This window comes from Paenibacillus sp. J31R98 (assembly GCF_056269245.1).
Map to the genome: position 1 here is coordinate 78,120 of NZ_JBWDNO010000009.1, position 26,964 is coordinate 105,083.

22 protein-coding genes are annotated in these 26,964 nt (G+C 53.9%); 17 read left to right on the forward strand and 5 right to left on the reverse strand.

Annotated elements, in window-relative coordinates; all coding sequences use genetic code 11:
• Positions 1-35 precede the first annotated feature (35 nt).
• The 4 genes from AC0YNX_RS25900 (at position 36) to metE (ending at position 6,832) form a co-directional block, all read left to right on the forward strand.
• Positions 36-1,496: a sulfatase family protein gene (locus AC0YNX_RS25900; protein WP_475818598.1), complete on the forward strand. Its 1,461-nt coding sequence runs from the start codon at positions 36-38 to the stop codon at positions 1,494-1,496.
• Between the two features lie 154 nt (positions 1,497-1,650).
• The gene (locus AC0YNX_RS25905; RefSeq protein ID WP_475818599.1) at positions 1,651-3,321 is read left to right on the forward strand and encodes a DUF4091 domain-containing protein; all 1,671 of its coding nucleotides are present in this window, start codon (positions 1,651-1,653) and stop codon (positions 3,319-3,321) included.
• A gap of 134 nt (positions 3,322-3,455) precedes the next feature.
• The gene (locus AC0YNX_RS25910; RefSeq protein WP_475818600.1) at positions 3,456-4,364 is read left to right on the forward strand and encodes a LysR family transcriptional regulator; all 909 of its coding nucleotides are present in this window, start codon (positions 3,456-3,458) and stop codon (positions 4,362-4,364) included.
• A gap of 146 nt (positions 4,365-4,510) precedes the next feature.
• Entirely contained in the window at positions 4,511-6,832 is a 2,322-nt protein-coding gene (gene metE, locus AC0YNX_RS25915; protein ID WP_475818601.1) for a 5-methyltetrahydropteroyltriglutamate--homocysteine S-methyltransferase, read from the forward strand.
• 389 nt (positions 6,833-7,221) lie between these two features.
• Here metE and AC0YNX_RS25920 read toward each other — a convergent pair whose 3' ends face one another.
• Entirely contained in the window at positions 7,222-7,518 is a 297-nt protein-coding gene (locus AC0YNX_RS25920; RefSeq protein ID WP_475818602.1) for a hypothetical protein, read from the reverse strand.
• Between the two features lie 130 nt (positions 7,519-7,648).
• Here AC0YNX_RS25920 and AC0YNX_RS25925 point away from each other — a divergent pair, with 130 nt between their 5' ends.
• Positions 7,649-8,476, forward strand: coding sequence for a phytanoyl-CoA dioxygenase family protein (locus AC0YNX_RS25925; RefSeq protein WP_475818603.1), 828 nt, complete (start codon positions 7,649-7,651; stop codon positions 8,474-8,476).
• An 83-nt stretch (positions 8,477-8,559) separates the two neighbouring features.
• On the opposite strand, the gene AC0YNX_RS25930 is transcribed toward AC0YNX_RS25925, so the two are convergent.
• Entirely contained in the window at positions 8,560-8,754 is a 195-nt protein-coding gene (locus AC0YNX_RS25930) for a cysteine-rich CWC family protein (RefSeq protein ID WP_475818604.1), read from the reverse strand.
• A gap of 148 nt (positions 8,755-8,902) precedes the next feature.
• Here AC0YNX_RS25930 and AC0YNX_RS25935 point away from each other — a divergent pair, with 148 nt between their 5' ends.
• The gene (locus AC0YNX_RS25935; protein WP_475818605.1) at positions 8,903-10,528 is read left to right on the forward strand and encodes a glycoside hydrolase family 140 protein; all 1,626 of its coding nucleotides are present in this window, start codon (positions 8,903-8,905) and stop codon (positions 10,526-10,528) included.
• A gap of 179 nt (positions 10,529-10,707) precedes the next feature.
• Here the strand turns inward: AC0YNX_RS25935 and AC0YNX_RS25940 are convergent, their stop codons facing one another.
• Together AC0YNX_RS25940 and AC0YNX_RS25945 are read right to left on the reverse strand one after the other, a co-directional pair.
• Positions 10,708-11,721, reverse strand: coding sequence for a zinc-binding dehydrogenase (locus AC0YNX_RS25940; protein WP_475818606.1), 1,014 nt, complete (start codon positions 11,719-11,721; stop codon positions 10,708-10,710).
• Positions 11,722-11,742: 21 nt separating this feature from the next.
• Positions 11,743-12,684, reverse strand: a complete 942-nt coding sequence (locus AC0YNX_RS25945; RefSeq protein ID WP_475818607.1) for a zinc-dependent alcohol dehydrogenase — start codon at positions 12,682-12,684, stop codon at positions 11,743-11,745.
• Positions 12,685-12,888: 204 nt separating this feature from the next.
• Here AC0YNX_RS25945 and AC0YNX_RS25950 point away from each other — a divergent pair, with 204 nt between their 5' ends.
• From AC0YNX_RS25950 to AC0YNX_RS25990, 9 genes are all read left to right on the forward strand, one after another.
• On the forward strand, positions 12,889-13,707 hold the full coding sequence (locus tag AC0YNX_RS25950) for a helix-turn-helix transcriptional regulator (RefSeq protein WP_475818608.1): 819 nt from the start codon (positions 12,889-12,891) through the stop codon (positions 13,705-13,707).
• 415 nt (positions 13,708-14,122) lie between these two features.
• Complete coding sequence (locus tag AC0YNX_RS25955; protein WP_475818609.1) at positions 14,123-15,037, forward strand: carbohydrate ABC transporter permease; 915 nt, start codon at positions 14,123-14,125, stop codon at positions 15,035-15,037.
• Entirely contained in the window at positions 15,034-15,918 is an 885-nt protein-coding gene (locus AC0YNX_RS25960; protein ID WP_475818610.1) for a carbohydrate ABC transporter permease, read from the forward strand. The genes AC0YNX_RS25955 and AC0YNX_RS25960 overlap by 4 nt, the downstream gene beginning before the upstream one ends.
• A gap of 39 nt (positions 15,919-15,957) precedes the next feature.
• The gene (locus AC0YNX_RS25965; protein ID WP_475818611.1) at positions 15,958-17,259 is read left to right on the forward strand and encodes an ABC transporter substrate-binding protein; all 1,302 of its coding nucleotides are present in this window, start codon (positions 15,958-15,960) and stop codon (positions 17,257-17,259) included.
• Between the two features lie 94 nt (positions 17,260-17,353).
• A complete protein-coding gene (locus AC0YNX_RS25970) occupies positions 17,354-19,069 on the forward strand; it encodes an alpha-galactosidase (protein ID WP_475818612.1) in 1,716 nt (571 codons plus the stop codon).
• A gap of 6 nt (positions 19,070-19,075) precedes the next feature.
• Positions 19,076-19,309: a hypothetical protein gene (locus tag AC0YNX_RS25975; protein ID WP_475818613.1), complete on the forward strand. Its 234-nt coding sequence runs from the start codon at positions 19,076-19,078 to the stop codon at positions 19,307-19,309.
• 30 nt (positions 19,310-19,339) lie between these two features.
• Positions 19,340-20,122, forward strand: coding sequence for a sugar phosphate isomerase/epimerase family protein (locus AC0YNX_RS25980; RefSeq protein ID WP_475818614.1), 783 nt, complete (start codon positions 19,340-19,342; stop codon positions 20,120-20,122).
• A gap of 118 nt (positions 20,123-20,240) precedes the next feature.
• Positions 20,241-21,164, forward strand: coding sequence for a transglutaminase domain-containing protein (locus AC0YNX_RS25985; RefSeq protein ID WP_475818615.1), 924 nt, complete (start codon positions 20,241-20,243; stop codon positions 21,162-21,164).
• A 67-nt stretch (positions 21,165-21,231) separates the two neighbouring features.
• Positions 21,232-22,044 carry a phosphotransferase family protein gene (locus AC0YNX_RS25990; RefSeq protein WP_475818616.1) on the forward strand — a complete coding sequence of 271 codons (813 nt, stop codon included), beginning with the start codon at positions 21,232-21,234 and terminating at the stop codon, positions 22,042-22,044.
• 695 nt (positions 22,045-22,739) lie between these two features.
• On the opposite strand, the gene AC0YNX_RS25995 is transcribed toward AC0YNX_RS25990, so the two are convergent.
• Positions 22,740-23,909: a conserved virulence factor C family protein gene (locus AC0YNX_RS25995; RefSeq protein WP_475818617.1), complete on the reverse strand. Its 1,170-nt coding sequence runs from the start codon at positions 23,907-23,909 to the stop codon at positions 22,740-22,742.
• 289 nt (positions 23,910-24,198) lie between these two features.
• On the opposite strand from AC0YNX_RS25995, the gene AC0YNX_RS26000 reads away from it, so the two are divergent.
• Positions 24,199-25,140: an MBL fold metallo-hydrolase gene (locus AC0YNX_RS26000; protein ID WP_475818618.1), complete on the forward strand. Its 942-nt coding sequence runs from the start codon at positions 24,199-24,201 to the stop codon at positions 25,138-25,140.
• A 127-nt stretch (positions 25,141-25,267) separates the two neighbouring features.
• Positions 25,268-26,890 carry an ABC-F family ATP-binding cassette domain-containing protein gene (locus AC0YNX_RS26005; RefSeq protein ID WP_475818619.1) on the forward strand — a complete coding sequence of 541 codons (1,623 nt, stop codon included), beginning with the start codon at positions 25,268-25,270 and terminating at the stop codon, positions 26,888-26,890.
• Positions 26,891-26,964 lie beyond the last annotated feature (74 nt).

Sequence of the window (26,964 nt, forward strand, 5' to 3'; positions counted from 1 at the left end):
ATACAAGTAAGTCATTGAAGGGGGAACGTTCATTTATGAGAGTTTTATTGCTGGATTTGGATTCTACAAGACCAGACCATCTGGGCTGCTACGGTTATCACAGAAACACCTCGCCGAATATTGATCGCATTGCGTCGCAAGGCGTTCGGTTCGAGAACTACTATACCTCCGATGCGCCATGCGCGCCGTCTCGATCTGCGCTCATGACCGGTCGTTTCGGCATTCATAACGGGCTCGTCGGGCATGGCGGCACGGCTGGTGATGTGCGTCACGAAGGAGCCAAGCGGGATTTCAGCGACCAATTGAGAGCAGACAGCTTCCCTGCGCTGTTCCGCAAGTCGGGACTGCGCACCGCGCTCATAAGTCCTTTCGGGGAACGGCATTCGACTTGGACGTTCTATGCGGGTTTCAACGAAATCTACAATACCGGGAATAAAGGGATGGAGTCCGCGGAAGAAGTAACGCCTGTCGTGCTCGACTGGCTCGAGCGGAATGGCGAGCAGGACAACTGGATGCTCTATGTTAACTATTGGGATCCGCACACGCCTTACCGGGCTCCTGAATCTTTCGGAAATCCGTTTGCGGATGATCCGCTTCCGGAGTGGATAACGGACGATGTGCTGGAGACGCATATGAAGAAGGTCGGCCCGCACAGCGCGAGCGATATTAATATGTACGACAACGCTGTTTTCCCGGAGTATCCTCGCCACCCTGGGGAGATCCATTCGCGTGATGGACTCAGGCAGATGATTGACGGTTACGATTGCGGCGTACGATACATGGATGACAATATCGGACAGCTCTTTGCCGTGTTGGAACGTCAAGGCGTCATGGACGATTTGATCGTCATTATTACGGCTGATCATGGCGAGAACTTGGGCGAGCTGGGTATTTACGGGGAACACGGGACCGCGGATCAGGCTACATGCCGCATTCCTATGATTATTCGCTGGCCGGGACTTAGAGAGGGTCAGGTCGACAAAGGCCTTCACTACCATCTCGACCTTCCTCCAACGATAGCCGAGCTGCTTGGTGAAGATCCTGCACCGAGCTGGGACGGTATCAGTTACGCCAAAGTGTTGAAGTCAGGAGAGGAAGTCGGAAGAGACTATCTGGTCGTTTCCCAATGTGCGCATGTTTGCCAGCGCAGCGTTCGATTCGGCGATTGGCTCTACATTCGCAGTTATCATGACGGCTATCATTTATTTGATAAAGAGATGCTCTATCATATTGCTGAAGATCCGCATGAGCAATTCAATCTGGCAGAGCAGCGTCCTGATCTGTGCCGCGAAGCCGTGTATTTATTGAATGAGTGGCATGACGAGATGATGTCGACAATGGATCACGACGTCGATCCCCTCTGGACGGTGATGAAAGAGGGCGGACCTTATCACACCAAAGGCGCTTTGCCGAAGTATGCGAAGCGGTTGGAGCAGACGGGCCGCGGCGAAGCGATTCAGGAACTCATGCGGAGGCACCCTGGAGCATTCGCGTAAGCGTCTGTTACAGCTTGCAATGGAGACTGTCCCGAGAGGGCGGTCTCTATTTCTTTTCACAAGTCTTTCATGAAAATTGAGCTAACGTAACGCGGAGCACGTCTGTTAAACTATGGGGGATAAGGAGACAAAATGAAGGGAGTACGTTGAACCAATGACAACAACAATTCCAGCATTCGAACTTCGCACCATCAGCTCGCTTGAGAAGGTGTTCGCCGATATAGAGCTAAGCGCGCCGCAACATCTACAGGCATCTGCGCTTGCGAACGAAACCTTTGCTTTTCAAGTGGCCTATCGCTCGAAGCATCTGATCAAGGGTATTCAGGTGAAGGTTAGTAGCGTACTCAGCGACGTCATCTCCATTCGATCTGTGGGGCTTGTTCCATCGGAGCTGCCTGTTTATGAGGATCATGACGAGCATATTCTTCGCGCGGAGCCGGGGCTATTCCCCGATCCTCTATTTGAAGTGGACCAGAAAGCTGGCATCACAGCATTTCCTAGCCAGTGGCGGGCAATTTGGGTGACGGTTGATCTCTCCCAAAAGCAGTCCGCAGCCGGCAACCATACCATCGAGCTTGCGTTCGAGTCGGAACGGGGGGAGTTGCTTGGAACTGCGGCGTTTGAGCTTGGCGTGTTGTCTGCGGATTTGCCTAAGCAGACGCTTGTACATACAGAGTGGTTCCACACCGACTGTCTGGCGACACACTTCGGCGTTCCTGTATTTAGCGAGAAGCACTGGGAAATCATTGAGAAATACGTGGGCACGGCAGCGAAGCATGGCATCAACATGATTCTGACTCCTGTATTTACGCCACCGCTCGATACGGAGGTAGGCGGCGAGCGTCCGACGGTGCAGCTGGTTGATGTGACAGCAGCCGAAGACGGCACGTATCAATTCGGGTTCGATAAGCTGCACAGATGGGTAGAATTGTGCCAGAGACAAGGCATCGAATACTTCGAAATCTCGCATCTGTTCACACAGTGGGGAGCGAAGCATGCACCGAAGATCGTAGCAACTACCTCAGACGGGTCAGAGAAGCAGATTTTCGGATGGGACACAGATGCGTCAGGTGAACCGTACCGCGCGTTCATAGCACAGTTCCTGCCTGCACTCGTTGGCTGGATCAAGCAGAACAACTTGCAGCAAAGCTGCTACTTCCACATCTCCGACGAACCGTCGATCGATCATTTGGAGTCGTACAGCAGCGCGAGCGGCATGGTGAGCGAGATTCTGCAAGAGTTCCCGATCATTGATGCTCTCTCGGACTATGCGTTCTACGAGAAAGGGCTCGTGAAGAAGCCGATCCCGGCGAACAATCACATTGAGCCGTTCATCGAGAATGGCGTCGCGGGACTATGGACGTACTATTGCTGCGGCCAGTATAAGGAAGTGTCGAACCGCTTCTTCAGCATGCCATCGGCGCGCAACCGGATTCTCGGCATCCAGCTCTACAAGTTCCAGATCGAAGGCTTCCTTCAATGGGGCTATAACTTCTGGTACGCTCAATATTCCACGAAGTCGATTGACCCGTATCGGAACACGGATGCGAATTATGCTTTTGCCTCCGGCGATGCATTCATGGTTTATCCGAACGAGGAAGCGCCAGTCGAGTCGATCCGGCTCGAGGTGTTCTATGAAGCGCTTCAAGACTTGCGCGCGCTTCAATTGCTCGAACAGCTGTATGGCAGAGACTACGTGCTCGCCGGCTTGGAAGAGGGATTGGAGCAGCCGATTACGTTCAGCCAGTATCCGCGTGAAGCGGAGTGGCTGCTCGCGAAGCGCGAGTGGGTGAATGAGCAGATTCAGGCGAAAATAACGCAATAAATAGATTACGAAGCAGCCGTGAAAATCGGTGATAAGCCTCTGCATGCCTTATGTGCGTGCAGGGGCTTTTGTTGCTGTTTGCGCCTAATGAGGTGTACACTTGTAGCAAAATCGGCGACAGGAGTGGGGCAGGAATGACGTTGCAGCAGCTCAGATACATCATTGAAGTCGCTAATCGCGGTTCGATTAACGAGGCGGCGAAGCGGCTGTTCATCTCGCAGCCGAGTCTATCGAATGCGATCAAGGAGCTTGAAGCAGAGATTCAGATCACGATATTCGAGCGGACGAACAAAGGCATCTCGCTATCCAAGGCAGGCGCGGACTTCCTCGGCTACGCCCGTCAAGTCGTGGAGCAGGCGGATCTGCTGGAGAGCAGGTATAAGAATGCGAAGCCGGCTCCACAGCATTTTGCCGTATCGACGCAGCACTACGCCTTCGCAGTGAACGCGTTCGTGAACCTTGTGCAGCAGTTCGGCCAAGAGGAATACGAGTTCGCGCTGCGCGAGACGAAGACGCATGAGATCATTGAGGATGTCCGCACGCAGCGAAGCGAGATCGGCATCTTGTACGTGAATGATTTTAATAAAGCGGTTATGGGTCGGTTGCTGAGAGACGCAAATCTGGTGTTTAACGGTCTGTTCACTGCGAAGGCGCACGTATTCGTAAGTATCTACAATCCGCTTGCGCAGCAGAAGTCGGTGTCTCTGGAGCAGCTGAAGGACTATCCGTATTTGCACTTTGAGCAGGGGGAGTACAACTCGTTTCATTTTGCCGAGGAGATATTGAGCACGCGCCAGCATCCGAAGAGCATTCGGGTGAATGACCGGGCGACGCTCTTTAACCTGTTGATTGGCTTGAACGGCTACACGATCTCAACGGGCGTACTGAGCGCGGATTTGAATGGCAACGAGATCATACCGGTTCCGCTCGAGAGTGAGGAAACCCTGCATGTCGGCTGGATCTGCCACCGCAATGCGGCGTTGTCCAAGCTGGGGCTCGAATATGTGGAGGCGCTGAAACAGTCGGTTGCGGATGCGAAGTAGGGAATGGAACCAGCAGCCACGCACGTATTCGATATAGTTTTTGGCTATAGCAGGGGATAGATTATAGGCGTTACTTGATAGCTGAGCGGTCGTGGTATCTTTTCCTTATCAACTTGTTAGCAGAGATTGAGAGGAGAGAGAGTCGCATGTTAAGCGCAAATTTGGGATATCCCCGCATCGGTGCGAACCGGGAATGGAAGAAGGCACTCGAGCAATATTGGGCAGGTGGACGTACAGAAGGTGAGCTGCACGCAGAGCTTCGCGACATTCGCCTAAACAATTTGAAGGTGCAGCAGACGCATGGCATTGATGTTATTCCGGTCGGCGACTTCACGTACTACGATCACATCCTCGATACGGCAGTTATGTTTGGGCTTGTACCGCAGCGGTTCGGCTGGACAGGTGAAGATGGCGAGGTCGATCTGCCGCTCTACTTCGCAATGGCGCGCGGGAACAAAGGAGCAGCCGCATGCGAGATGACCAAATGGTTCAACACCAACTACCACTACATCGTGCCTGAGCTGAAGGGACTTACGCCCAAGCTGACGCGCAATTGTCTTGTCGACGCTTACCTTGAAGGCAAGCAGGAGCTTGGCATTGAAGGTCGGCCGGTGCTTGTTGGATTATATACATTCTTGAAGCTGTCAAAAGGATATACGGCGGAGGAGCTTTCGAGCTGGATTGACGCGCTGCTCCCGCTGTACGGACAAGTTCTGAATGAGCTTGCCGCTGAGGGTGCGGCATGGGTGCAGATTGACGAGCCGATCCTATCGACGACGCTTGAAGCCGATGAACTGGCGCATATTAAGCGTATTTATGAGGAGTTGAAGCAGCTCGCGCCGAATATTCGCATCTTGCTGCAAACGTATTTTGAAGCTGTGGATCATTATGCGGAAGTGGTGAAGCTGCCCGTTGACGGCATCGGGTTAGACTTCGTCCATGACGGGGACGGTCGGAACTTAGAGGCATTGTGCGCGCTCGGCTTTCCGAAGGACAAGGTGCTGGGAGCAGGGATCATCGACGGTCGCGGCATCTGGCGGGTCGATCTGCATGAGCGATTCGATCTGCTAGGACGCATTCGCAGAGAGGTTGCGGATGAGCGTATTCTTGTGCAGCCGTCGAATAGCTTGCTGCACGTGCCGGTCAGCACGGAGCGGGAGGAAGGGCTTGACCCGGCGTTGCGCGGGGCGCTAGCGTTCGCGAATGAGAAGCTTGAAGAGCTTGTGCTGCTCGTAAGAGGGGCGAAGCATGGCATTGAGTCGATTACGGAGGAATGCGTTGCCTCGGTATGGAATCGGGAAGCGCTGGGACGCATTCGCGGTTCGTTGCGTGCGACTGGCGATGGCGTTGCCGCTGAGAACGTGAATGTGTTGGATCTGGGACCGGAGCAGTTTGCTAGACCGAGCGCGTTCGCGGACCGTCTGTTGAAGCAGCAGCTTCGCTGGCAGCTGCCACTCCTGCCAACAACGACGATTGGTAGCTTCCCGCAGACGCCGGAGGTGCGCAGCGCGCGGTTCAAATGGCGCAAAGGCGAGTGGAGCGCGGAGCAATACGAGCAGTTCATCCAGGCAGAGATTCAGCGGTGGATCGATATTCAGACGGAGCTGGAGCTTGATGTGCTCGTGCATGGCGAGTTTGAACGGACCGACATGGTAGAGTTCTTCGGCGAGAAGCTGGCGGGATTCGCTTTCACAGCAGGAGGCTGGGTACAATCTTATGGCTCGCGGTGCGTGAAGCCGCCAATTATCTACGGCGATGTAGCGTTCACAGCGGCAATGACGGTACAGGAGACGGTGTATGCGCAGTCGCTGACTGAGAAGCCGGTGAAGGGGATGCTGACGGGACCGATTACGATATTGAATTGGTCGTTCGTGCGGGATGACTTGTCCCGCGAAGAAGTCGCGTACCAGATCGCGCTGGCCATCCGCGAGGAAGTGGAAGCGCTTGAAGCCGCAGGCATCGGCATGATTCAAGTCGATGAGCCCGCGATTCGGGAAGGGCTACCGCTGAAGCGGGAGAATTGGCCTGCGTACTTGAATTGGGCGGTGCGTGCGTTCCGCCTTGCAACGTCAACGGTGCAGGATGAGACGCAGATTCACACGCATATGTGCTACAGCGAGTTCGGCGAAATCATGGAGGCGATTCACGCGCTCGACGCGGACGTCATCTCGATCGAAACGTCTCGCAGCCATGGCGAGCTGATCACTAGCTTCGAGGAGCGTACGTACGACAAAGGCATCGGCCTTGGCGTCTACGATATCCACAGCCCGCGCGTGCCGACGGTGGACGAGATGAGCGGCATGATCGACCGGGCGCTGCGCGTCCTTGCGCCGGAGCAGTTCTGGATCAACCCCGACTGCGGCCTCAAGACGCGGAAGGCGGAGGAGACAATCGCTGCGCTGCGCAACATGATCGCGGCGACCGTTCAGGCGAGAGCGAAGTATGGCGCTGCGGCAGTGCAGCAATAGGGACAGGGAAAGGGACCGCATGCCGAGAAGGCATGTGGTTCTTTTTCGTGTAACGTGTATGGGGTATGGCGTATGGCGTATGGCGTATGGCGTGTGGCGTGTGGCGTGACGTGACTCGGGAGCTCTAACGGATCGTACGAGCCTTATTGGGCCAAGAATCACGCTCGGAATTTTCTAACGGATCGTAGCGACGCTATTCGGTGATTAATCGGGTGAAAAGGGTCAATTTAAGGTGAATAACGACTCTCAGATCCGTTACACAGATTTATTAGGTAAAAATGGGCTAATAGCGTTATCTGAGTCCGTTAGCCGTGTTGCTGGAGATTGGCTGATGGAAACCAGGTCCGAAGGCGAATCGCTGTGGGGTTATTTAGAGTAAACTGAATCCTTTAGTTGCCGCCGCCTCGTCCGTCTTTCTCGTACTTCAGTTTAAGATGCTCTGGAAGCTGTTTATAAACGTGAGACGGAATGCTAAAATCCATCCACCCGTCAGCGACTTCTTCGTCATCTGCATCATACATCGTTATCCCGGAGAAATTTTGGACATAACCATCCATGTAATATGCGCCACGCCCCTCAATACAGCTCTCCGACCAATCAAATTTGTACATGTTCGCAGTGATGCCGTACCACATCAAATCTGCAACTAATTGGCGTTCTACCTCCTGGCGCAACCTTGTTCCCATGCAATTGCTTAAACCAAACCTCGAGTAATCCGCTTTCATCTTTTCACGTGCGCCCCTTTCCTTCCTCAGCGTATTTTGGTATTTTATAGACTAGCAAGTGAAGACACAATAGGAATGGGATGGGACCTACGTGAGATTAAGCGCAGAAGAATTAGCATCCGGCAAACTGAAGCCGGAAACCATCGAGCTGGCTGCACAGCTCATTCGGATTAATGGGTATGTGCTGTTTGAAGAAGTAATGCCGAGAACCCAAATGGATCAGCTGAACAGTCACATGAGCGACGAGTTGTCGAATTTCATGACCAAGAACAACTTCACCCTCGAAGAGGGTTTCCACGATGGAACGAACCATATCGGACTATATTTGCCGTTTGAGAAACCGTTCTGCGACGAATCCATCATCGCGAATCCGTTCGTGCTGGACGTTGTCGAGCAGATTCTAGGCTCTGACTGCCTGCTTACCTATTTCGCTTCCAACACCTCAATGCCGAAAGGAACGAAGCCGCAAAAGGTTCATGCCGACACGGGCGCGAGGTTCGGCGATCAACACGAGGCGAATTTGCCGATTACGAATTTAGTTGTCAACTACCCGCTGGTCGATGTGACACTCGAGAACGGCCCGATGGAAGTATGGGCTGGCGGCACGCATCTGCATCCGGACAAGTGGTACAGCTCGAAAGCGCATGACAAGTCCGTGCTTGCAGAGCATATGCAATCGTTCAAAGCCGTCATGCCTGCAGGGTCCATTATGATCCGCGACGACCGGATGTGGCACCGCGGCACGCCGAACGGCTCCGATAAGCCAAGAACGAACATTGCGATGATTTACTCGCTCGCAGGTACCGTTCACCAGCCAGGCTGGATTCAAATTCCGCAGGAAACCTATGACGGCTTCTCCGACCGGACGAAGCGTCTCGTTCGCAATGAGCGAATCGGAGTTCCTGCCCACAAGAATTAGCAACTAGAAGAAGAGGCTTTGCTCCAAGGTGCTGCGCCATTCGGATGCCCGATTAGCGATTCACTTGCGTGGCAAAGCCTCTTTTACTTCATAAAAGCATGCAGGCACGCTTCACAAATGCACGCTTTCCCCTTCAGTTCCTCCGGCACGAGCGCGATCAGTTCCTTCGGGAATTTCTCTGCGCTGCACCAACAGGATTCATTGCCCTCGCACCGGTTCGCTTGCTGGCAAAGCGGACATTCCGACGCGGCCACATAGACTGGCTGAGGCTCACTCATCTGCATTCCTCCTTCCAAAGGATCGAAGTAGCTCTCATTAAACCTTGCATCATCTCATAAAATGTAGGACAGCCCACCTGTATCAATGAACTGATTATTGTTCTGTTTACAATTCAGTATACACGTTAAAAGAGGGGACGAGAATGCGATGGCAACGGTTATGCAAAATGTCGTCAATGAATGGGAGCTCCATTCCGAACGGAGCTACAGTGATCCTTTTCACGAAATTAGTGTAAAAGCACAGGTGACCTCGCCGAGCGGAAGTGTCAGACTCGTACCGGCTTTCTGGGCTGGCGGGCAGACGTGGAAGCTGCGCTATTCCTCAAACGAGATAGGTGTGCACCGGTATCGTACTGTCTGCTCAGACACCAGCAACGCATCGCTGCACAATCAAGAAGAGTCAATTGAAGTCTTGCCTTACGAGGGCGAGAACCTGCTGTATCGTCATGGTAGTCCTCGCGCTGCCGCGAATCGGAAGCATCTTGCGTATGCGGACGGCACGCCGTTCTTTTGGCTCGGCGATACGTGGTGGATGTCGCTGACGGACCGGCTCAAGTGGCCGGAAGATGTGAAGTGGCTCACGCAGGACCGCATCGCTAAAGGGTATACGGTCGTTCAGGTCGTCGCCGGCTTGTATCCGGATATGGGACCGTTCGACCCTCGCGGCGGCAATGAAGGCGGACAGGCGTGGGAGGCGGATTTTGCGCGTATTAACCCGGCGTTCTTCGATTATGCGGACCGGAAGCTTGCGTGGATGGTTGAAGCGGGGCTTATGCCTTGTATCGTCGCGTGCTGGGGATACTATCTGGATTTTGCCGGGCGTGATGTCATTCGGAAGCAGTGGGAATATTTGATCGCCAGATACGGTGCCTATCCGGTTGCTTGGTGCCTCGCAGGTGAGGCGGATATGCCGTATTACCAGTGGAATTCGTTCAAGGAGCCGGATAAAAAGGCGCAGTATGTGGAGCGGATGAAGCAGGAATGGACTGCAATGGCCGCCTATGTTCGTGAAAATGATCCGTTCGAGCGTTTGGTAACCATCCACCCGACGGGGTATGGTCATCATATGGTTGAGGACGCCTCGATGCTCGACCTCGATATGCTGCAGACGGGGCATGGCGCTTACATCTCGCTGGAGCCGACGGTGAATATGATTAGGGAGTCCGTCGCCAGGGCGCCGCGAACGCCGGTCATTAATTCAGAGGTTTGCTATGAAGGAATCGGCGGCACGAGCTTCCAGGAGGTGCAGCGGTTTACGTTCTGGGCAGGGATGCTAAGCGGCGCATGCGGTCACACCTACGGTGCTAACGGTATCTGGCAGGTGAATGCGGAGGATAAGCCATACGGACCTTCCCCTCATGGCGTTGCCTGGGGGCACACGTTCTGGAAGGAAGCGGCGCAGCTTCCCGGCGGGAGGCAGGTCGGCCTCGGCAAGAAGCTGCTTGAGCGATATGCGTGGTGGTCGTTCGAGCCTCATCCGGAGTGGCTGCCTGCTGCGCCGGAGGGGGCGCCTCTGATGGCGAAGCCGTACGCCGCCGGTATTCCAGGCGAGGTTCGCGTCATCTACGCACCGTTCCTGATGGCGTTCGGAGGCGTTGAAGTGCTGGCGCTCGAACCGGAATCTGAGGCGGCGTACCGGGCGTTCTTCTTCGATCCGTCGACCGGCGACGAGTATGATTTCGGGCGGATCACCCCGAACGCCGATGGCAAATGGCAGACCGGCCCAGCGAAGATCTTCCAAGACTGGGTGCTCGTGCTCGAGCGCATCCAGTGACCGTGGAAGGGGCAGTAGGAGTAGCAGGTACACTACATTGAGCAGAATGAGCGGAAAATGGAGAAAGAGGAGTAGCAGGTACGCTACTTTGCCTCGATCCGCAGCCTCCTATTGCCCATCACAAAGAAACCCGCGTCACGGACGCGGGTTCTTTGTTGTTTTTAGGTGTCTATTGCTCTCTACCGCATATCCCAATCTAAAACAACTCCCAAGCAAGGGCTGCCCTTGCTTGTAATAAGCGCCCAAGCCTCCGCCGCATCCTCGGCGGCGAAGCGGTGCGTGATGAGCGGCTCGGTCATGAGCCAGCCCTCGCGAATGGCCGCGATCGTCGCGTCAATCCGGCTATCCGACCAGCCGGAAGGCGTGTGCAGCGTGATCTCTTGTTCACGTAGCGTCTGGATATCAACATGTCCTTGCTCGCCGAGGTAGCCGGCGGAGACGAGATGGCTGTCGTGCTTCATAAGCGGCTGCAGCTTCCGGAACGTCTCGAGATGCCCGACCGTATCCACGACGATCGCCACCTGTCCGCCGCCTGAACTCCCACGCTGCAGCTCCTCTACGGCAAGGTCCGCGCCAACGATCGGCACAGCATATCCGCCAGCCGAGGCGAACGCGAGCCGCTCTGCCCGGTGACCAAGCAGATATACCTGTGCGCCGCGATGCGCAAGCGTCTGCGCAGCCCATTGGCCGACGAGCCCATCGCCAATGACGACTGCAATATCGCCTGGCTCGACCGGCGGACGAATGCCGCAATTATAGCCGACCTGCGCAAGCACCGTTCCAGCGTACGCCACCGCACTCGGACCGCCATCGCCAGGCAGCTTCCACACCTGGCTGCAGTCGGTCACGGCCGGATTGATATGGCCGCCGAAGTCAAAATACATGCCTCCTACCTTGCTCACCGTTGCGAAGACGAGGTCGCCCGGTTTCACATGATCGACGAGTTTCCCAACCTGCGTAACGCGTCCAACCTTCTGATACCCGGCGACCTGAGGGAACGGCCACGGACCGCCTTCCCGGTAAGGCGTTTCGCCAGAGATTCGCTCCCCTCGAAGGAAGGACGATTCCGTCCCGATGCTGATCCACGAATGCGCCACATCAATAACGACATCGCGCGCTCCCGGCTCAGGCACCTCGACATCGCGCACAGTGATTTGATTCTTATTCTCAAACACGACCGCTCTTGCTTTCACTATTCATGCCGCCTCCTTCCGTTAAAGTTCCCAGGGGTCGAAACAGATTTTGACCGCTTGCTGCGCCTTTAACCGCTCTACCGCCCCAGCATAATCGGCAAAAGAAACCTGAACCGTCTGCAAGCATTCCGTATTAAACGACGGGCGGCTGAGCGCATCCAGCAACAATCTGCGGTCGCGTGCCGTCGCAGCATGATACCGGTACGATTCCAACCGGACGCCGGAGAACCAATACGATGCCGGGTATGTGATGTCCCCGCGAAGGACGCCGAAGATCACGCAGTGCTCCTTCGTCCGATTGAGCACGTTCTGGACGGACGCAGCCGCGCCGACACAGTCATAGCCAAGGTCGAACTTGCGGTCGCCAAGCTCATCGGCTACAACTGCTTCGCCAAGACCAAGCTCCTTCACAAACGCAACGCGCTCTGCATTGACGTCAATCGCCGTCACATTCGCGCCCCATAACGCTGCGAGCTGCATCGCGAGCAGACCCGCGGGGCCGAGTCCCGCAACGAGGATCGACTTGCCATGCATATCGCCGAACTGATCGAGGCCGTACATGACACATTTGAGCAGCTCGGAAGAGACGGCGCGGTGATCCGGCACCGAATCAGGCAGCTTTAGCAAATCTCCTTCACGATATGCCATATACTGCGCATAAGCCCCTTGTCCTTGCAGATGCTCCAGCGCGGCGACGCGATCGCCGATCGCAATCTCTTGAACGCTTGATCCAACCGCTTCCACAATGCCGACCGCTTCATGGCCGGGGAAGCCCGGCGGGAGCGGGTAGTCCGGGGCTTTGCCCGCCACGAACATATCCTTGCCGCCCATCATACTGATGTCCCAGCGGGGACAAGTCGAGACGAGACGAATCCGGACGAGCACCTGGTCGTCCTTAAGCTCTGGCATTGCGGTGTCAATCACTTCAAATTGACCGCTGCCTGTAATTTGAATCGCTTTCATAATCACGCATCCCCTTTACCCTGATTTCGCGCTCTTCATAGTTGTTCACTGCTTCTAGAATAGGTCTTGATGAGGCGATTGTCTTTGCACAATATCGTCTACTGTCCCTGATTTGTGACAAATGCACCGTATACTGGAACTGGGTATCATGGTATGATTTGCACATTATTGACATCTTCTAAGCGGTGAGGTGTTCATTTCATTATGAAGCTCAGGAAGCATGGCTACTTGGACGCGATCGAAGGGATCGGAAGGCGAGCTGGCGGCATTCACCCTTACTGCGAACTGTTATGCATTACGGAAGGGGAAGCGGAGCTGGTATGGTCCGGTGTTTCCTATCCGGTGACGGGCACAGCATTGTTCATTATATTGCCAAACACGCCGCATCAATTGATTCAGCGCTCGGCTCGGCTCAGCTTCTGGTTTGTCGAGTTTCTGGCAGAAGATGAGGACCGGCTGCCCGCGATTGAAAGCATTTACCGATGGAACCGGCTGCAATGTGAGCTGGACTGGACGAGTTCGCCCTATTCCGCAATGCGGTCAGCCTTCGAAGCATCCCGGATGCTCATTCGGGCAGAAGCCGCGCTGCCGGAGGAGAGCTTCAAGGAAGCTTTGCTCTCAGACTTGCGCAAGCTGCTCGTGCTGATCGGCAGCAATCGGGCAGTCGATCCCAATCAGGTTCAGGAGGAGTATCGAGCGAGCGAGATGCTGGTAACGGAAGTGCTGCGCTTCCTGGAGTCCGTGTTCCCACAGCCGATTACGCTCCAGACTTTAGCCGACTATACCCATTACAATCCGTCCTATCTCATTCGGCTGTTCCGTCAGCAGACGGGGAAGACGCCATTCGCATACTTGAACGAGCTGCGCCTCCAAGCGGCGTCTCAGTATTTGCTTCATTCAACGATGTCCGTACAACAGATTTCAAGCGCATGCGGGTATCAAAGCATCCATTATTTCAGCCGCCTATTCAAAAAAAGCTTCGGCCTTGCACCAAGCGAGTATAGAAAGCAGGGAGCGAATTAACGCCGCGTTCAGTCACTCGTTTCATTTCTTGTTTATTCCTTCGTCTAATCTCTTATTCAACCCCTTGTCAACCGACACTTTTATATTGTTAACAATATATTTTTTACAATATTCTATTGCAAACGCATTCATCATCGCCTATACTGAGGTTCATAACAAAGCCGAAACGTTTTGGCTTAGAGCGGCAAGTCAACATTGCAGTAGAGTAGCTGGAGTCGTTCAGTTCCGTAAACGCTCTCAAAGCGGACGCCATTCCTTCCTGACATCGCTACAAAGTCCGCTGCCAAACGCATTCAAAAGATGACTAGAACGCTTCTTCAACGGTTAGCGAAGCGTAAGAAGAACCAATTGATACTGTTTTTCCGAAACGTTTCGGATAACTGGAATAACATCCATACCTGGGGGTGAATCGACTATGAATACAAAGAAAAAGTGGTGGACACGGTCAAGACGCGAAGCTGTGGACGGTTATGTCTTCATGAGCCCGGCGATTCTCGGCCTTCTGTTCTTTATGCTCGGTCCAATCGCGGCATCCGCTTACTTCAGCTTTACGGAGTATGACATTCTCAGCTCGCCGAAATGGGTCGGACTGGACAACTACATCGAGTTGGTCCACGATTCGTTGTTCTGGCAATCGCTGAAAGTAACACTTACTTATTCCGTGGTCAGTGTTCCGCTTAACTTGGTTTTTTCCTTGTTGCTCGCACTATTGCTTAACAAGAATATTAAAGGGATTTTCGTATTCCGGACGATTTTCTACTTGCCGGCAGTTATGTCTGGGGTAGCGGTAGCGCTGCTGTGGAAATGGATCTTCAACCCGGATTTCGGCCTCATTAACTGGGCGATCGGCTTGTTCGGCGTTGATGGGCCCAAATGGTTCATCGAAGAGAATTGGGCACTCCCGCCGATTATCATCATGGGTCTGTGGGGCGTAGGAGGAAGCATGCTCGTCTACCTCGCCGGTTTGCAAAGCATTCCGACCGATCTGTACGAGGCAGCGGAGATCGACGGCGCTAACAAGCGCAAGCAATTCCGTCATATCACGATTCCGATGCTGTCGCCGGTTATATTCTTCAACCTCATTACAGGCATCATCGGCGCGCTGCAAGTCTTCACGGAAGGCTTCATTATGACGGCAGGCGGCCCGAACAACGCAACCTTGTTCAGCGTGCTGTATCTGTACCGGAATGCTTTTGACTATCTGAACATGGGTTACGCGTCCGCGCTCGCTTGGGTGCTGTTCCTCATCATCTTGGCATTCACGCTAATCGTCTTCAAATCATCGCCGATGTGGGTCTTCTATGAAGGGAACAGGAGGAGCGCCAAATGAGTACAATTACACAAAGCGACGCGCCTGCTCGCAAAAGGATTTCGAGAAGCCAGTCGGAGCTGCTGTCTAAAGTGTTCAGTTATTTCATGCTCTGTGTGGGCTCGATCGTGATCCTGATTCCTTTTGCATGGATGCTCTCTACCTCGCTGAAGCTTAAGGCAGATGTGTACGTCTTCCCGCCGCAGTGGATTCCGTCGCCGCCGCAATGGCAGAACTACAAGGAAGCATTCACGACATTCCCGTTCGCGCATTATACGTGGAATTCCATCATTATCGTCGTGCTTGTCATGGCAGGAACGCTGTTCTCCTGTTCCTTCTCCGCCTACGGCTTCTCACGGTTGCAAGCGCCGGGCCGCAACTTCATCTTCATGCTGCTGCTGGCTACGATGATGCTGCCGAGCGCCGTAACGATGGTGCCGATCTATCTGTTCTTCAACCAGCTCGGCTGGGTTAATACATTCAAGCCGCTTATTATTCCGGCATGGTTCGGAACCGCTTTCTACATATTCATGATGCGTCAGTTCTTCATGGGCATTCCGTATGAGCTTGAAGATTCTGCGCGGATCGACGGCTGCACGACGTATGGCATCTGGGCAAGAATCATGGTTCCGCTTAGCAAGCCTGTGCTTGTAACGGTCGGCGTATTCACCTTCATGGGGACTTGGAATGATTTTATGACGCCGCTGATTTACTTGACGGACGAGGACAAGCGCACGCTCGCGCTCGCACTCTCTTACTTCCAAGGCTCTGCACGCAGCGCTCCGGATCTTCACCTGCTCATGGCGGCTTCGCTCTATGCCATTACACCATGCGTGACACTGTACTTCCTTTGCCAGCGCATCTTCGTCAAGGGAATGGTCTTCACCGGCGTCAAAGGTTAACCACCATATAACGAAATATACAGAAAAGAGGGATTGGGTATGTTTAAAAAGAGCAAAGCAGCTTTAGGGTTGGCTTCGATCATGGCATTATCCTCTATGTTGTATGCATGCGGCAGCGATTCTTCCAATAATGGCAATAGCGCGAGCAAGGACGAGAAGGTGGAGCTGAACTTCATCCGCTGGTCGAACGGCCCTGCGCTTGATAATGAAGAGAAAGATAAAGTGAAACGCTTTAATGATACACATCCGAATATTCAGGTGAAAATGACGCTGCTCCCTTGGGACGAGACGTTCAAGAAGATCGAGATGTCGCTTGCGTCGAACTCTCCTGTAGACCTGTTCTACTGGGACGTGCCGTCATACGCTTGGTACAAGAAGGGGCTACTGAAGAATCTGCAGCCCTACTTCGACCGCGATCTGAAGATGAGCGACTACGACGAGAAGCTGTTCGAACCGTTCAAATTCGATGGCAGCAACATGTACGTTGCGCCTGAGAACTATCAAACACTCGTGCTCTACTATAATAAAGATTTGTTCGACAAGGCAGGCGTAGCGTATCCAAGCGAAGCATGGAACTGGAACGACTACCTGGAAGCTGCGAAGAAGCTGACGATTACCAAGGATGGCAAAACAACGCAATTCGGCACGTCGATGTCGCTTGGCGCATGGTGGGGCTGGATGGCTCTGAGCCAGGAGCAAGGCGGCGCGCTCGCTCCGAACATTCACGATCCCGAGAAGCTTTCGTTCAACACGCCAGAAACGAAGAACGCCCTGCAATACTTGCAAGACTTGATCTACAAATACCATGTAGCTCCGGATGCGGCGCAATCAAGCGCGCTCGGCGGCGACTTCCTGACAGGCAAGATCGCGATGTATGTTGGCGGCGACTGGGATCTTGGCAACCTCAAGGAGAAGAAGGATCTGAAGTGGGATCTGGCTCCAATGCCGAAGTGGGACGACAAACGCGTCGTTCCGTACTGGGTTGGCGGTTATGCGATGACTGAGAAGTCGAAGCATCCGGATCAAGCTTGGGAGTTCATGAAGTGGACGATGACTGAGAACCAGGAAACGCTAGCGAAGCAACAATCGTGGATTCCGGTGAATAAGACGGCATTGTCGAAGGTAGAGACGCCTGCATGGGCGCCGGCTGGTTACCAAACCGCTCGCTTCGACTGGATGAAGTACGGTATCATTGGCGATCTGTATCACCTGAAATGGCGTGAAGCGCAAGACAAGGCGATCTCGCCGATTACGGACCAAATCTTCGCGAACAAGATTACCGTCGATGACGCGCTGAAGAAAATGGACGAGCAGGTAAACGAAATTATTTCGAAGAAATAAATAGCTAAGGGCTGCGCGGTAAAGTGGATCTTCTGCTTTAAGGCGCAGCCCTTGTTTCTAGCTTGGCGAAGGTGCGACAAGGGAGGAATGGAGATTGATAGAGAGTTATGAGTTTGCCGTACATGTTGACGGTGTCCGCATAGACAGCGCTTCTGATGGGATTGTGCTAGACCGTACAGACGAGCACAACGTCGCAGCAGACAAGAAGCACAAGATCGCAACGTTCCTCTATAAGCCGTCATCGCTCGTGATCGAGAGTCATCTTGTCTGTTATACGGACACGAAACTGGTCGAGCGCTGGGTGACCATACGTAACAATGGAGAAGCGCCGATCACAATCGGGCGCATCGATTCGTTCTCGCTTCAGATCCCGCAGACCGAATGGAAGCTGATGCATTATACGAGCGATTGGGGAGCGGAATTCGAGCCTGTCGTGAAGCCACTTGCTGGCGAGTCAGTTGTACTGGAGACGAGGTCCGGCCGATCGTCTAAAGGGATGCATCCCTGGATGTCGCTCCTCGGAGCCGGTGGCGAAGTGCTGACGTTGTCGCCGATGTGGTCGGGGAACTGGCAGCTGCGGTGCGAGTATGTAGAGGCAAAGGGCAGTTATGTGGTGAACGGCGGACTTAGCGACTGGGAGTTCTTCAAGACACTAGCGCCGGGTGAAGCGATGGAGAGCGTTCATGTTGCCATTGCTGCCGGCAGCGACGGGGATTTGAACAGCACTTCGATTGCTTTTGCCAGAGTTGGCCGCAAATACTGGTACCCGCATAATGAGTTCTCCCGTTCCATGCCGATGGAGTGGAATCATTGGTGGAGCTACGAGGATAAAGCGATTAATGAAGAGGTTTTTCGGGCGAATGCTGCTGAGGCTGTGAAGCTCGGTATCGATATCTGCACGCTCGATGCAGGCTGGTTCGGACCTTCCGAGGAAGCGTCGGAATGGTACGAGCTTCGCGGCGACTGGGAAATGGTCAATGAGAAAAGGTTCCCGAGCGGTATTTGCGCGATATCGGACGATGTGCATGGACATGGCATGAAGTTCGGCCTCTGGTGCGAGATTGAAGCGGTCGGCAAGTCGGCGGCGCTGGCGGAGCAGCATCCCTCTTATGTGGCGAGAAGAGGAGGCGAATCGCTTGGTTATCTCTGCTTCGGCAATCCAGAGGTTCGTCAGTGGGCGTTCGACATGTTGGATAGTCTGATCACGGGCTATAACAGCCAGTGGATCAAGCTGGACTTCAACCTCGATCCGGGGGCAGGCTGCAATTGCACCGATCATGGACATGGCGCGGGCGACGGTCTGTTCGAGCATTACAACGGCTACTACAGCGTGCTTCGGGATATTCGCGCCAAGCATCCGGAGGTTATTCTTGAGAACTGTTCCTCTGGCGGGCTGCGTATCGACCTCGGCATTATGCAGCAGACCCATACGACGTTCCTCAGCGACCCGGATTATCCGGAGCACAGCTTGCAGGTGTTCTGGGGAGCGACGACGATGCTGGCGCCGGACGTGTGCTTGCACTGGAGTTATTCGGAGTTTTGCTGGAAGAATGATTTTCAGCTGTTCAATCCGCATGATAGCAGCTTGAAGCCGTACCAGTTCGACTATTACACGCGTATTGCGATGCTGCGCGGCTTCGGTATATCGCAGAAGCTGCCGGAGATGCCGGAATGGATGAAGGCGCGGCTGGCTCATCACATTGAGGTGTATAAGTCGGAAGTGAAGCCTTTTGTCCTCGGGGCGGATTTGTACCGATTGACGGGACAGCCGGGACGCGGCGGCAAAGGCGACCGTTGGTCGGCGTTCTAGTACGGCATGCCTAGCGGGGATGAGCATCTGCTCTTCGTCTTCCGTTTGCCGGGCGGCGAAGCATCGCGTGCCATTCGACTGCAATCGCTCGAAGCGGAGGCAGAGTATGAACTGACATGGCTATCTGGTGAAAAATCGAAAGCAGTGAGGTTCGCAGGCAGTTCGTTATTGAAAGACGGGGTTCTTTTTGATAGGTTAGAGATGCAAGAATCTGCGCTTATTCGGTTGAAGAAGCTCTAATAGATTACTCATTCTTGGAGGTTATTATCGATGAAATTAGGTATTATTGCTGATGCTGTGGCAGAACGGTTCTATGATGCGCAGGCGAAAGGTTTGGAGTTCCTCGAGTTCTGCATCAATGTGGAGAAGGACGTCGATGCATTCGCAGCGAGCGTTCCTGAACTGAAGCAAGCGAGCGAGAAGACGGGCGTAGGCGTCGCTTCGATCGGCCGCTGGGGCTCCGAGCGCATTAACGCGCAAGGCGTGAACGCGGAAGAATTGGAGCAGTCGCGCAAGCTGATCGATGCGGCGGCAGAGCTTGGCTGCCCGAACTTTGTATGCGGCATTAACTATGTAGAAGAGCTGTCCTACTTCGAGAATGTGAAGCTCGCTATCGAGTTCTTAAGTGCGGTGCTAGAGTATGGCGCTTCCAAAGGCGTAGCCGTTGCTACATACAACTGCAACTGGAACAACTTCGTCGATAACGCGGAAGCATGGAAGCTTGTTCACGGTCATCTGCCGCAGCTCGGCATTAAGTATGATCCATCGCACTCCCGTTATGCGGGTCGCGATTACTTGAAGGAAGCGAGCAACTGGGGAGATAAGTTCCGCCATGTTCATATCAAGGGCTCCGTCATCATCGACGGCCAGCGCTTCGACGATCCGCCGGCGGGTCTTGACCAGACGGATTGGGGCACATTCATGGCTGTGCTGTACGGCAAAGGCTATGAAGGCGGACTCTCCATCGAGCCGCACTCCGACGTATGGAAGGGCGACCTTGGCGATCGCGGCGTTCAATTCACAATCGAATACATGCGCAAACTGATTCTCTAACGATGAGGGCGCTCTCTGGCTGCACGATATGTGCGACTGGAGGCGCTTTTTTTGATTGCCTGAAATGGATATAATAGGTAAATAGAACGAATATGTAAAAGGAAGGAGGGGTCGCAGAATGGTGAGGTTAAGAGGTGGATTGGGACAGCTGCTGTCGCGTTTAGGACTCGTCGCGATGCTATTGGCGGTAGGAGTTGGCTCGGATTTCCACTATTCGCTTGTGTCTGCGGCTCCTTCTTCACTTGAGGCGCTGCAGGGGGAGCTTGAACTTCAGCTGCATGCTCATGAGACTGAGCTGACGGCCAGTTACTCCGGTGATCGCGAACAGCTGAGCGCGGAGGTGGATCAGCTGGTTAGAGGGGTAATGGCGTCGGACGATTATATGAAGTATATCGTAGACTCTTATATCTATACGATCCGCAGCTTCGGTCCAGCCGCGAAGGTGAAGGTGAACATCCAATACCGCGAGTCTGCTGCTCAGACCGAGGAAGTGGAGCGGCGTGTGGCGGAGCTACTGCCGACGATTGTTTCGGCGGGGATGACGCCTGAACAGAAGGTGAGAGCGATCCATGACTGGATCGTTACCCATGTGCGCTATGATGAATCGCTGCAGCAATACACCGCGTACGATGCTCTGGTGAATGGGAGTGCGGTGTGTCAGGGATACGCTTTGCTTGCTTTTAGGATGCTGCAGGATGCCGGGATCGAGGCGCGTATTATTGAAGGGAGTGTCGCTTCAGGCAGCCATGTATGGAATATGGTGCGGCTGGGGTCTTCGTGGTATCACCTTGATGCGACTTGGGATGATCCGTTGCCTGATCGCGCTGGAGTGGCGAGCCATACTTATTATTTGAAGAGTGATGCGCAAATGCGTGTCGAGCATCAGTGGGATGCGGCAGCGTATCCGGCTGCTGTTGCAGGTGCAGGTGCTAATGATGGTGCTAATGATGGTGCTAGTGATGATACTAGTGATAGTGCGGTTAATGCTGATGTTGAAGCAGATACCGACACCGATGCCGAAGTGAATTCTAAGAACCTCTAGTTTCCGTTTGGTGTAAGGCGGGACCGGGGGTCTTTTTTCTGTGAATGGAAATTAGGAGGGGTTGGAGATGTCGGTGCGGGGTCAATTGGTTGGCATGGGGGCTACGGCAAATGTGTATGAGTGGGGCGAATCCGAAGTCGTAAAGATCTTTCACGATGCAAGCCGTGCGCAGCAAGAAGCGGAGAAGGAGGCAAGGACCGCTCGGGCGATTAATGGTCTGACTGGTGTGAAGGCGCCGAAGTTCGTGGGGATTGAGCAATACGAGGGAAGCGCGTGCCTCGTCTACGAGAAAGCGGAAGGACCGACGATGCTTGGGAACATTCAGGCGACGGAGGAGAGTGTGGTCTATAACGCTCGGTTGCTGGCGGAGCTGCAGCATGAGCTGCATCAGGTTCGGCCGAACGTTGCTCCGAACTTGAAAAGTGAGTTGGGGAAGAGCATTGGGCGCGTCGGGGAGCTGAGTGATGCGGAGCAGGCGAAGCTTGCGTCGATACTGAAACAGCAGCCGGCTGGCGTTGGGCTATGCCATTATGATTTTCATCCTGGCAATGTTATTATCACGGCGGATGGACCCATGATCATCGATTGGATGAACGCCCTCGTCGGACCTCCGGCGGCAGATATCGCGAGAACTTACTTGCTGCTCACGGCAGGAGAGCTGCCCCCGGGTGTGCCTGAGTGGTTGAACATGACGGGAGCCCGGGAGCTGTTTACGCAGGCGTATTTGAGTGCAATCCTAGAGCTTTCGGGTTTGAGCTTGGAGGATGTGGAAGCTTGGCGGGCACCGACTTTGGCGGTGCGGATTAGCGAGATGAGCGGCGGGAAAGAGAGGGAGAATTTGTTGGGGGAGCTGCGGGGTCAAGAGATAATGAGGTCGTAATAGAGATACAGGTTTACCAGAAAGAAATATTGACTGCGAATCCGCGAAGTGGGAAAAATAAGCTGGTTTTGTGGTACATTGGCGGAAAACTGGTGGATTGGAAGGAAGAAGCTGGTTTGGTGGACTACATTGGTGGAAAATCGGCGGATTGGGAGAAAGAGTGTCCTCCAGGGATCTACATTAGTGGAAAACTTACGGATTGGGAGAAAGAGAGTCCTCCAGGGATCTACATTAGTGGAAAACAGGCGGATTGAGCGAAAGAGAGTACTCTAGGGATCTACATTAGTGGAAAACAGGCGGATTGAGCGAAAGAGAGTACTCTAGGGATCTACATTAGTAGAAAATAGGCGGATTGAGCGAAAGAGTGTACTCCTGGGATCTACATTAGTGGAAAATAGGCGCATTGAGCGAAAGAGTGTACTCCAGGGATCTACATTAGTGGAAAACAGGCGGATTGAGCGAAAGAGTGTACTCCAGGGATCTACATTAGTGGAAAATAGGCTAAATGAGCGAAAGAGTGTACCGTAGGGATCTACATTAGTGGAAAATAGGCGGATTGAACGAAAGAGTGTCCCGCAGGGATCTACATTAGTGAGAAATAGGCGAATTGAGCTAAAGAGAGTACTCTAGGGATCTACATGATTGAATAAATAGAGGGCAGTAGAGTCAATGGACTCTACTGCCCTTACCTCATTCTAAGCGTTACCGTCTTTCTCATCGCGCTTGCGCGAAGTAATCTGCTGCCAGACGGACCCGGCAGCCTCTTCGCCGCGCTCGATCCGCTCGAGCGCGATGCTCGCTTGCAGGCTGACCTCGAATTCCGGGTCAGCCGCTGCTTCGCGCAGGGCCTCGACGGCGGACTCGTCGCCGGCTTCGTACAAGAACCGCGCCGCGCGCCAGCGCACGAGCTTGTTGCGGTCGCGCAAAGCCTCGATCATCGGCGCAATCGCCGCCGGATCGCCAAGATCGGACAGCGTGTCGCCGGCTGTGCGGCGCACGGAAGCCGAGGCGTCGCGAAGCGCCGTGAACAGGAGCGGCATCGCCTCCGGCAGCCGCAGCTCGCCAAGATAGACGACGACAAGTCTCCGGATGGAGACGTTGTCGTCCTCAAGCGCCTTGGCGAGCAAAGGCAGCATCGCCGGCTCCGGCGCGGCTCGCGTAAGCGCCTCGTAGCGCACGCTCCACTCCGGCGACTCGAGCAGCGGAGCGAGCTGCTCCGCCGTGAGCGGCGCCGGCCGCGGAGCCGCAGCCGTGGCGCTACCTTCGCCGGCTGCGCCTTCCGCGCCAAGCGCGAGCGCTGCCGCGACAAGGTCATCCAGCCGCTCCTGCGGATACGCGGCTGTCAGTTCCCGCACGAGCTCCGCGGCAATTTCATCGGGCTCGCCGTAGCGCACGCCGAGCTCCTCCAGCTTCCGCTCGCGGATCATCGAAGCAGCGGCGGCCTTCGTCACCGCCTCCGTGAATGCCTCCGGCATCGCCGCGCGAGATTCGCCGCCCGGCGTGCGTACGCGCACCTGCATCGGAATTCCCCGATACAGCTGCACGAAAGCTTGCGCCTCGCCGAACGCTTCGCCTGCGCCAATCGCACCGCTATCGGCGCCATCGCTGCTCTCGCCGAGCACGCGCTTCGCCGCGTCCAATATCGCCGCCCAGTCCGCTCCCGGCTTCCGGTCGAGCGCTATGAAATCCGCCGTGCGGAACAAGCCGCGCACGCCTTCTATGACAAGCAGGCTGCGCAGCGGTTCAGCCGCGCTTTCTGCATCCTTCGCAACCAAGCTAAACCGCTGTCCTGCAGGCAGCTTCGTATCAACATTAAGCTTCATTGTATTCGGACTCGGCGTCGGTTCAATCCCCGTCAATTTCATTCGTACATTCCCCCTATTTTCCCCCATATCCAGTGCTTCATATGTATAAGTGTATACGATCTGCCAACCAGACCACAAATCGACTATGTCACCGCTTATCCTCGTTTGCTTAATCCAATTAAGCTTGGTATCTTTGAATGAGAGACATATAGAGATATTCGACTAAGCTGACTCCTAAGAACATTGAACGGTATGCTTGCGTTTGTGCTCGCTACATGATTCTCGTTTATCGTAACGCCAAGCTTACTCATTCAATGGACTTCACGATCAGCAGCTTTTGTCATGGGAGATGATAGCGATGCGGTATGAGAACCTGGATACGACAGCAGTACCTCGCACCTTCAAGGAAGTGCGTCAGTGGCGCAGAGAACGCGGCGGCAAAATGAAACAGAAAGACTATTCCTACACCGTTCCCGTCGTGGAACCGGATCTGAAGTTCCTTCATACGAATAGGTCGATCCCTTCCTTGACATGGATCGGTCATTCCACATTTCTCATTCAACATTCGGGATTGAACATTATTACAGACCCGATCTGGGCGGAGCAGCTCGCGTTCCAGAAGCGGATGACGAAGCCCGGCATCGAGATAACGGAAGTGCCCCCAATCGATGTTGTCCTTATTTCACATTCTCATTATGATCATTTGAATATCAAATCACTCAAACAGCTGTCCGGCAGCATTACAATCATCGCGCCTGTCGGCCTTGCAGATAAGCTGCGGCGCAAAGGCTTCTCCTCGATTATCGAGCTCGATTGGTGGGAGTCTGCAACGATCAGCGGCGTCAAATTCTCGTTCGTGCCTTCGCAGCACTGGACTCGCCGAACGCTTACGGACACCAACAGCTCCCACTGGGGCGGCTTCGTGATTGAGCATGCGAATGAGCCGACGTTTTATTTTGCTGGAGATAGCGGTTATTTCGAAGGGTTCAAAGAGATCGGCAGCCGTTTCCAGATCGATGTCGCGCTTATGCCAATCGGCGCCTATGATCCGGAGTGGTTTATGGGTCCGCAGCATGTGACGCCGGAAGAGGCGCTGCAAGCTTTCCTCGATGTGCGCGCGCGCGTGTTCATTCCAATGCATTACGGCTCCTACAGGCTGGCTGATGATACGCCGAAAGAAGCTCTCGATCGACTATATGCGGAGCATAAAAGGCTGAAGCTCCCAAGCGAAGCGCTCATGGTGCTGCCCCATGGCAAAACAAAAACATTTAAAAGTACGGTTTCTGTTTGAAAGGTGACCGAAGGTCATGCCCTTCAACACGTACTTATAAATAATTACAATAAAGCATCCGCTCCTTAACTTGTGCTATAATGGAGTGATGATTAAGATTTATTAGTGAAGGACGGGATTAAGTCTAATGATAAGTACAAGCGGCATTACGCTTCGTTACGGTAAGCGTGCGCTATTTGAAGATGTTAATATTAAGTTTACGCCAGGTAACTGTTACGGTCTTATCGGTGCGAACGGCGCAGGTAAATCGACATTCTTGAAGATTCTTTCCGGCGAAGTGGAGCAATCGCACGGTGAAGTTCACATTACGCCAGGCGAGCGCCTTGCGGTCCTCAAGCAGAACCATTACGAATACGATAATTTCCTCGTGCTCGAGACGGTTATTATGGGCCACAAGAAGCTCTATGAAGTGATGAAAGAGAAGGACGCGATCTATGCGAAAGCGGAATTTACCGACGAAGACGGCATGCGCGCAGGCGAGCTGGAAGCAGAATTCGCAGACATGAACGGTTGGGAAGCAGAATCCGAAGCAGCAGGCATGCTGAACGGTCTTGGTATTCCGCCGGAGCTTCACGACAAGCAGATGTCGGATCTGTCCGGTAATGAGAAGGTTGGCGTATTGCTCGCGCAAGCATTGTTCGGCAACCCGCAAATTCTTCTGCTCGATGAGCCTACCAACCATCTTGACATGCAGTCGATCAAATGGCTGGAAGATTTCCTCTCGCGTTATGAAGGTACAGTTATCGTCGTATCTCATGACCGGTACTTCTTGAATCAAGTATGTACACATATCGCAGACATCGACTTTGGCAAGATTCAGATGTATGTCGGTAACTACGACTTCTGGTATGAGTCAAGCCAGCTGGCGCTTTCGCTTATGCGTGACAACAACAAGAAGAAGGAAGACAAGATTAAGGAGCTGCAAGCGTTCATTCAGCGCTTCAGCGCTAACAAATCCAAGTCCAAGCAAGCGACTTCCCGTAAGAAGCTTCTTGATAAAATTTCGCTCGACGACATTCGTCCGTCGAACCGTAAATATCCGTTCATCAACTTCAAGCCTGAGCGTGAAGCAGGCAAGCAATTGCTGCTTACAGAAGGCTTAACGAAGGCTGTTGACGGCGTGAATCTGATCGACAACTGGACGCTTGCCATCAATAAAGGCGACAAGATCGCACTCGTCGGCCCTAACACATTGCCTAAGTCAATCTTTATGCAGCTTCTTGTAGGCGAGATCGAGCCGGATGCAGGTACGTTCTCATGGGGCGTAACGACAACTCAAGCTTACTTCCCGAAAGACAACGCTCCTTACTTCGAGGGCGTTGAGCTGAATCTCGTTGACTGGCTGCGCCAATACTCCAAGGATCAAGACGAGAGCTTCATTCGCGGCTTCCTTGGCCGTATGCTCTTCTCCGGCGACGAAGCGCTGAAGAAAGCAAGCGTATTGTCCGGTGGCGAGAAAGTACGCTGCATGCTCTCGAAGATGATGCTGTCCGGCTCCAACGTTCTCCTCATGGACGAACCGACGAATCACTTGGACCTCGAGTCCATCACAGCGCTCAACAACGGTTTGATCGACTTCGACGGCACGATGATCTTCACATCGCATGACCATCAGTTCGTCCAAACGATCGCGAACCGTATTATCGAAATCACGCCGAACGGCGTTATCGACCGCATTATGACGTACGATGAGTACCTCGAGAGCGCAGAAGTGAAAGCACTTCGCGAGCGTATGTACCCAGCTGAATAATAGAGCGATACTTGAAAAGGGCTGCACACTAACGTGCAGCCCTTTTTCTGGTTCTTTCGCCCCTGTCGGTCTCA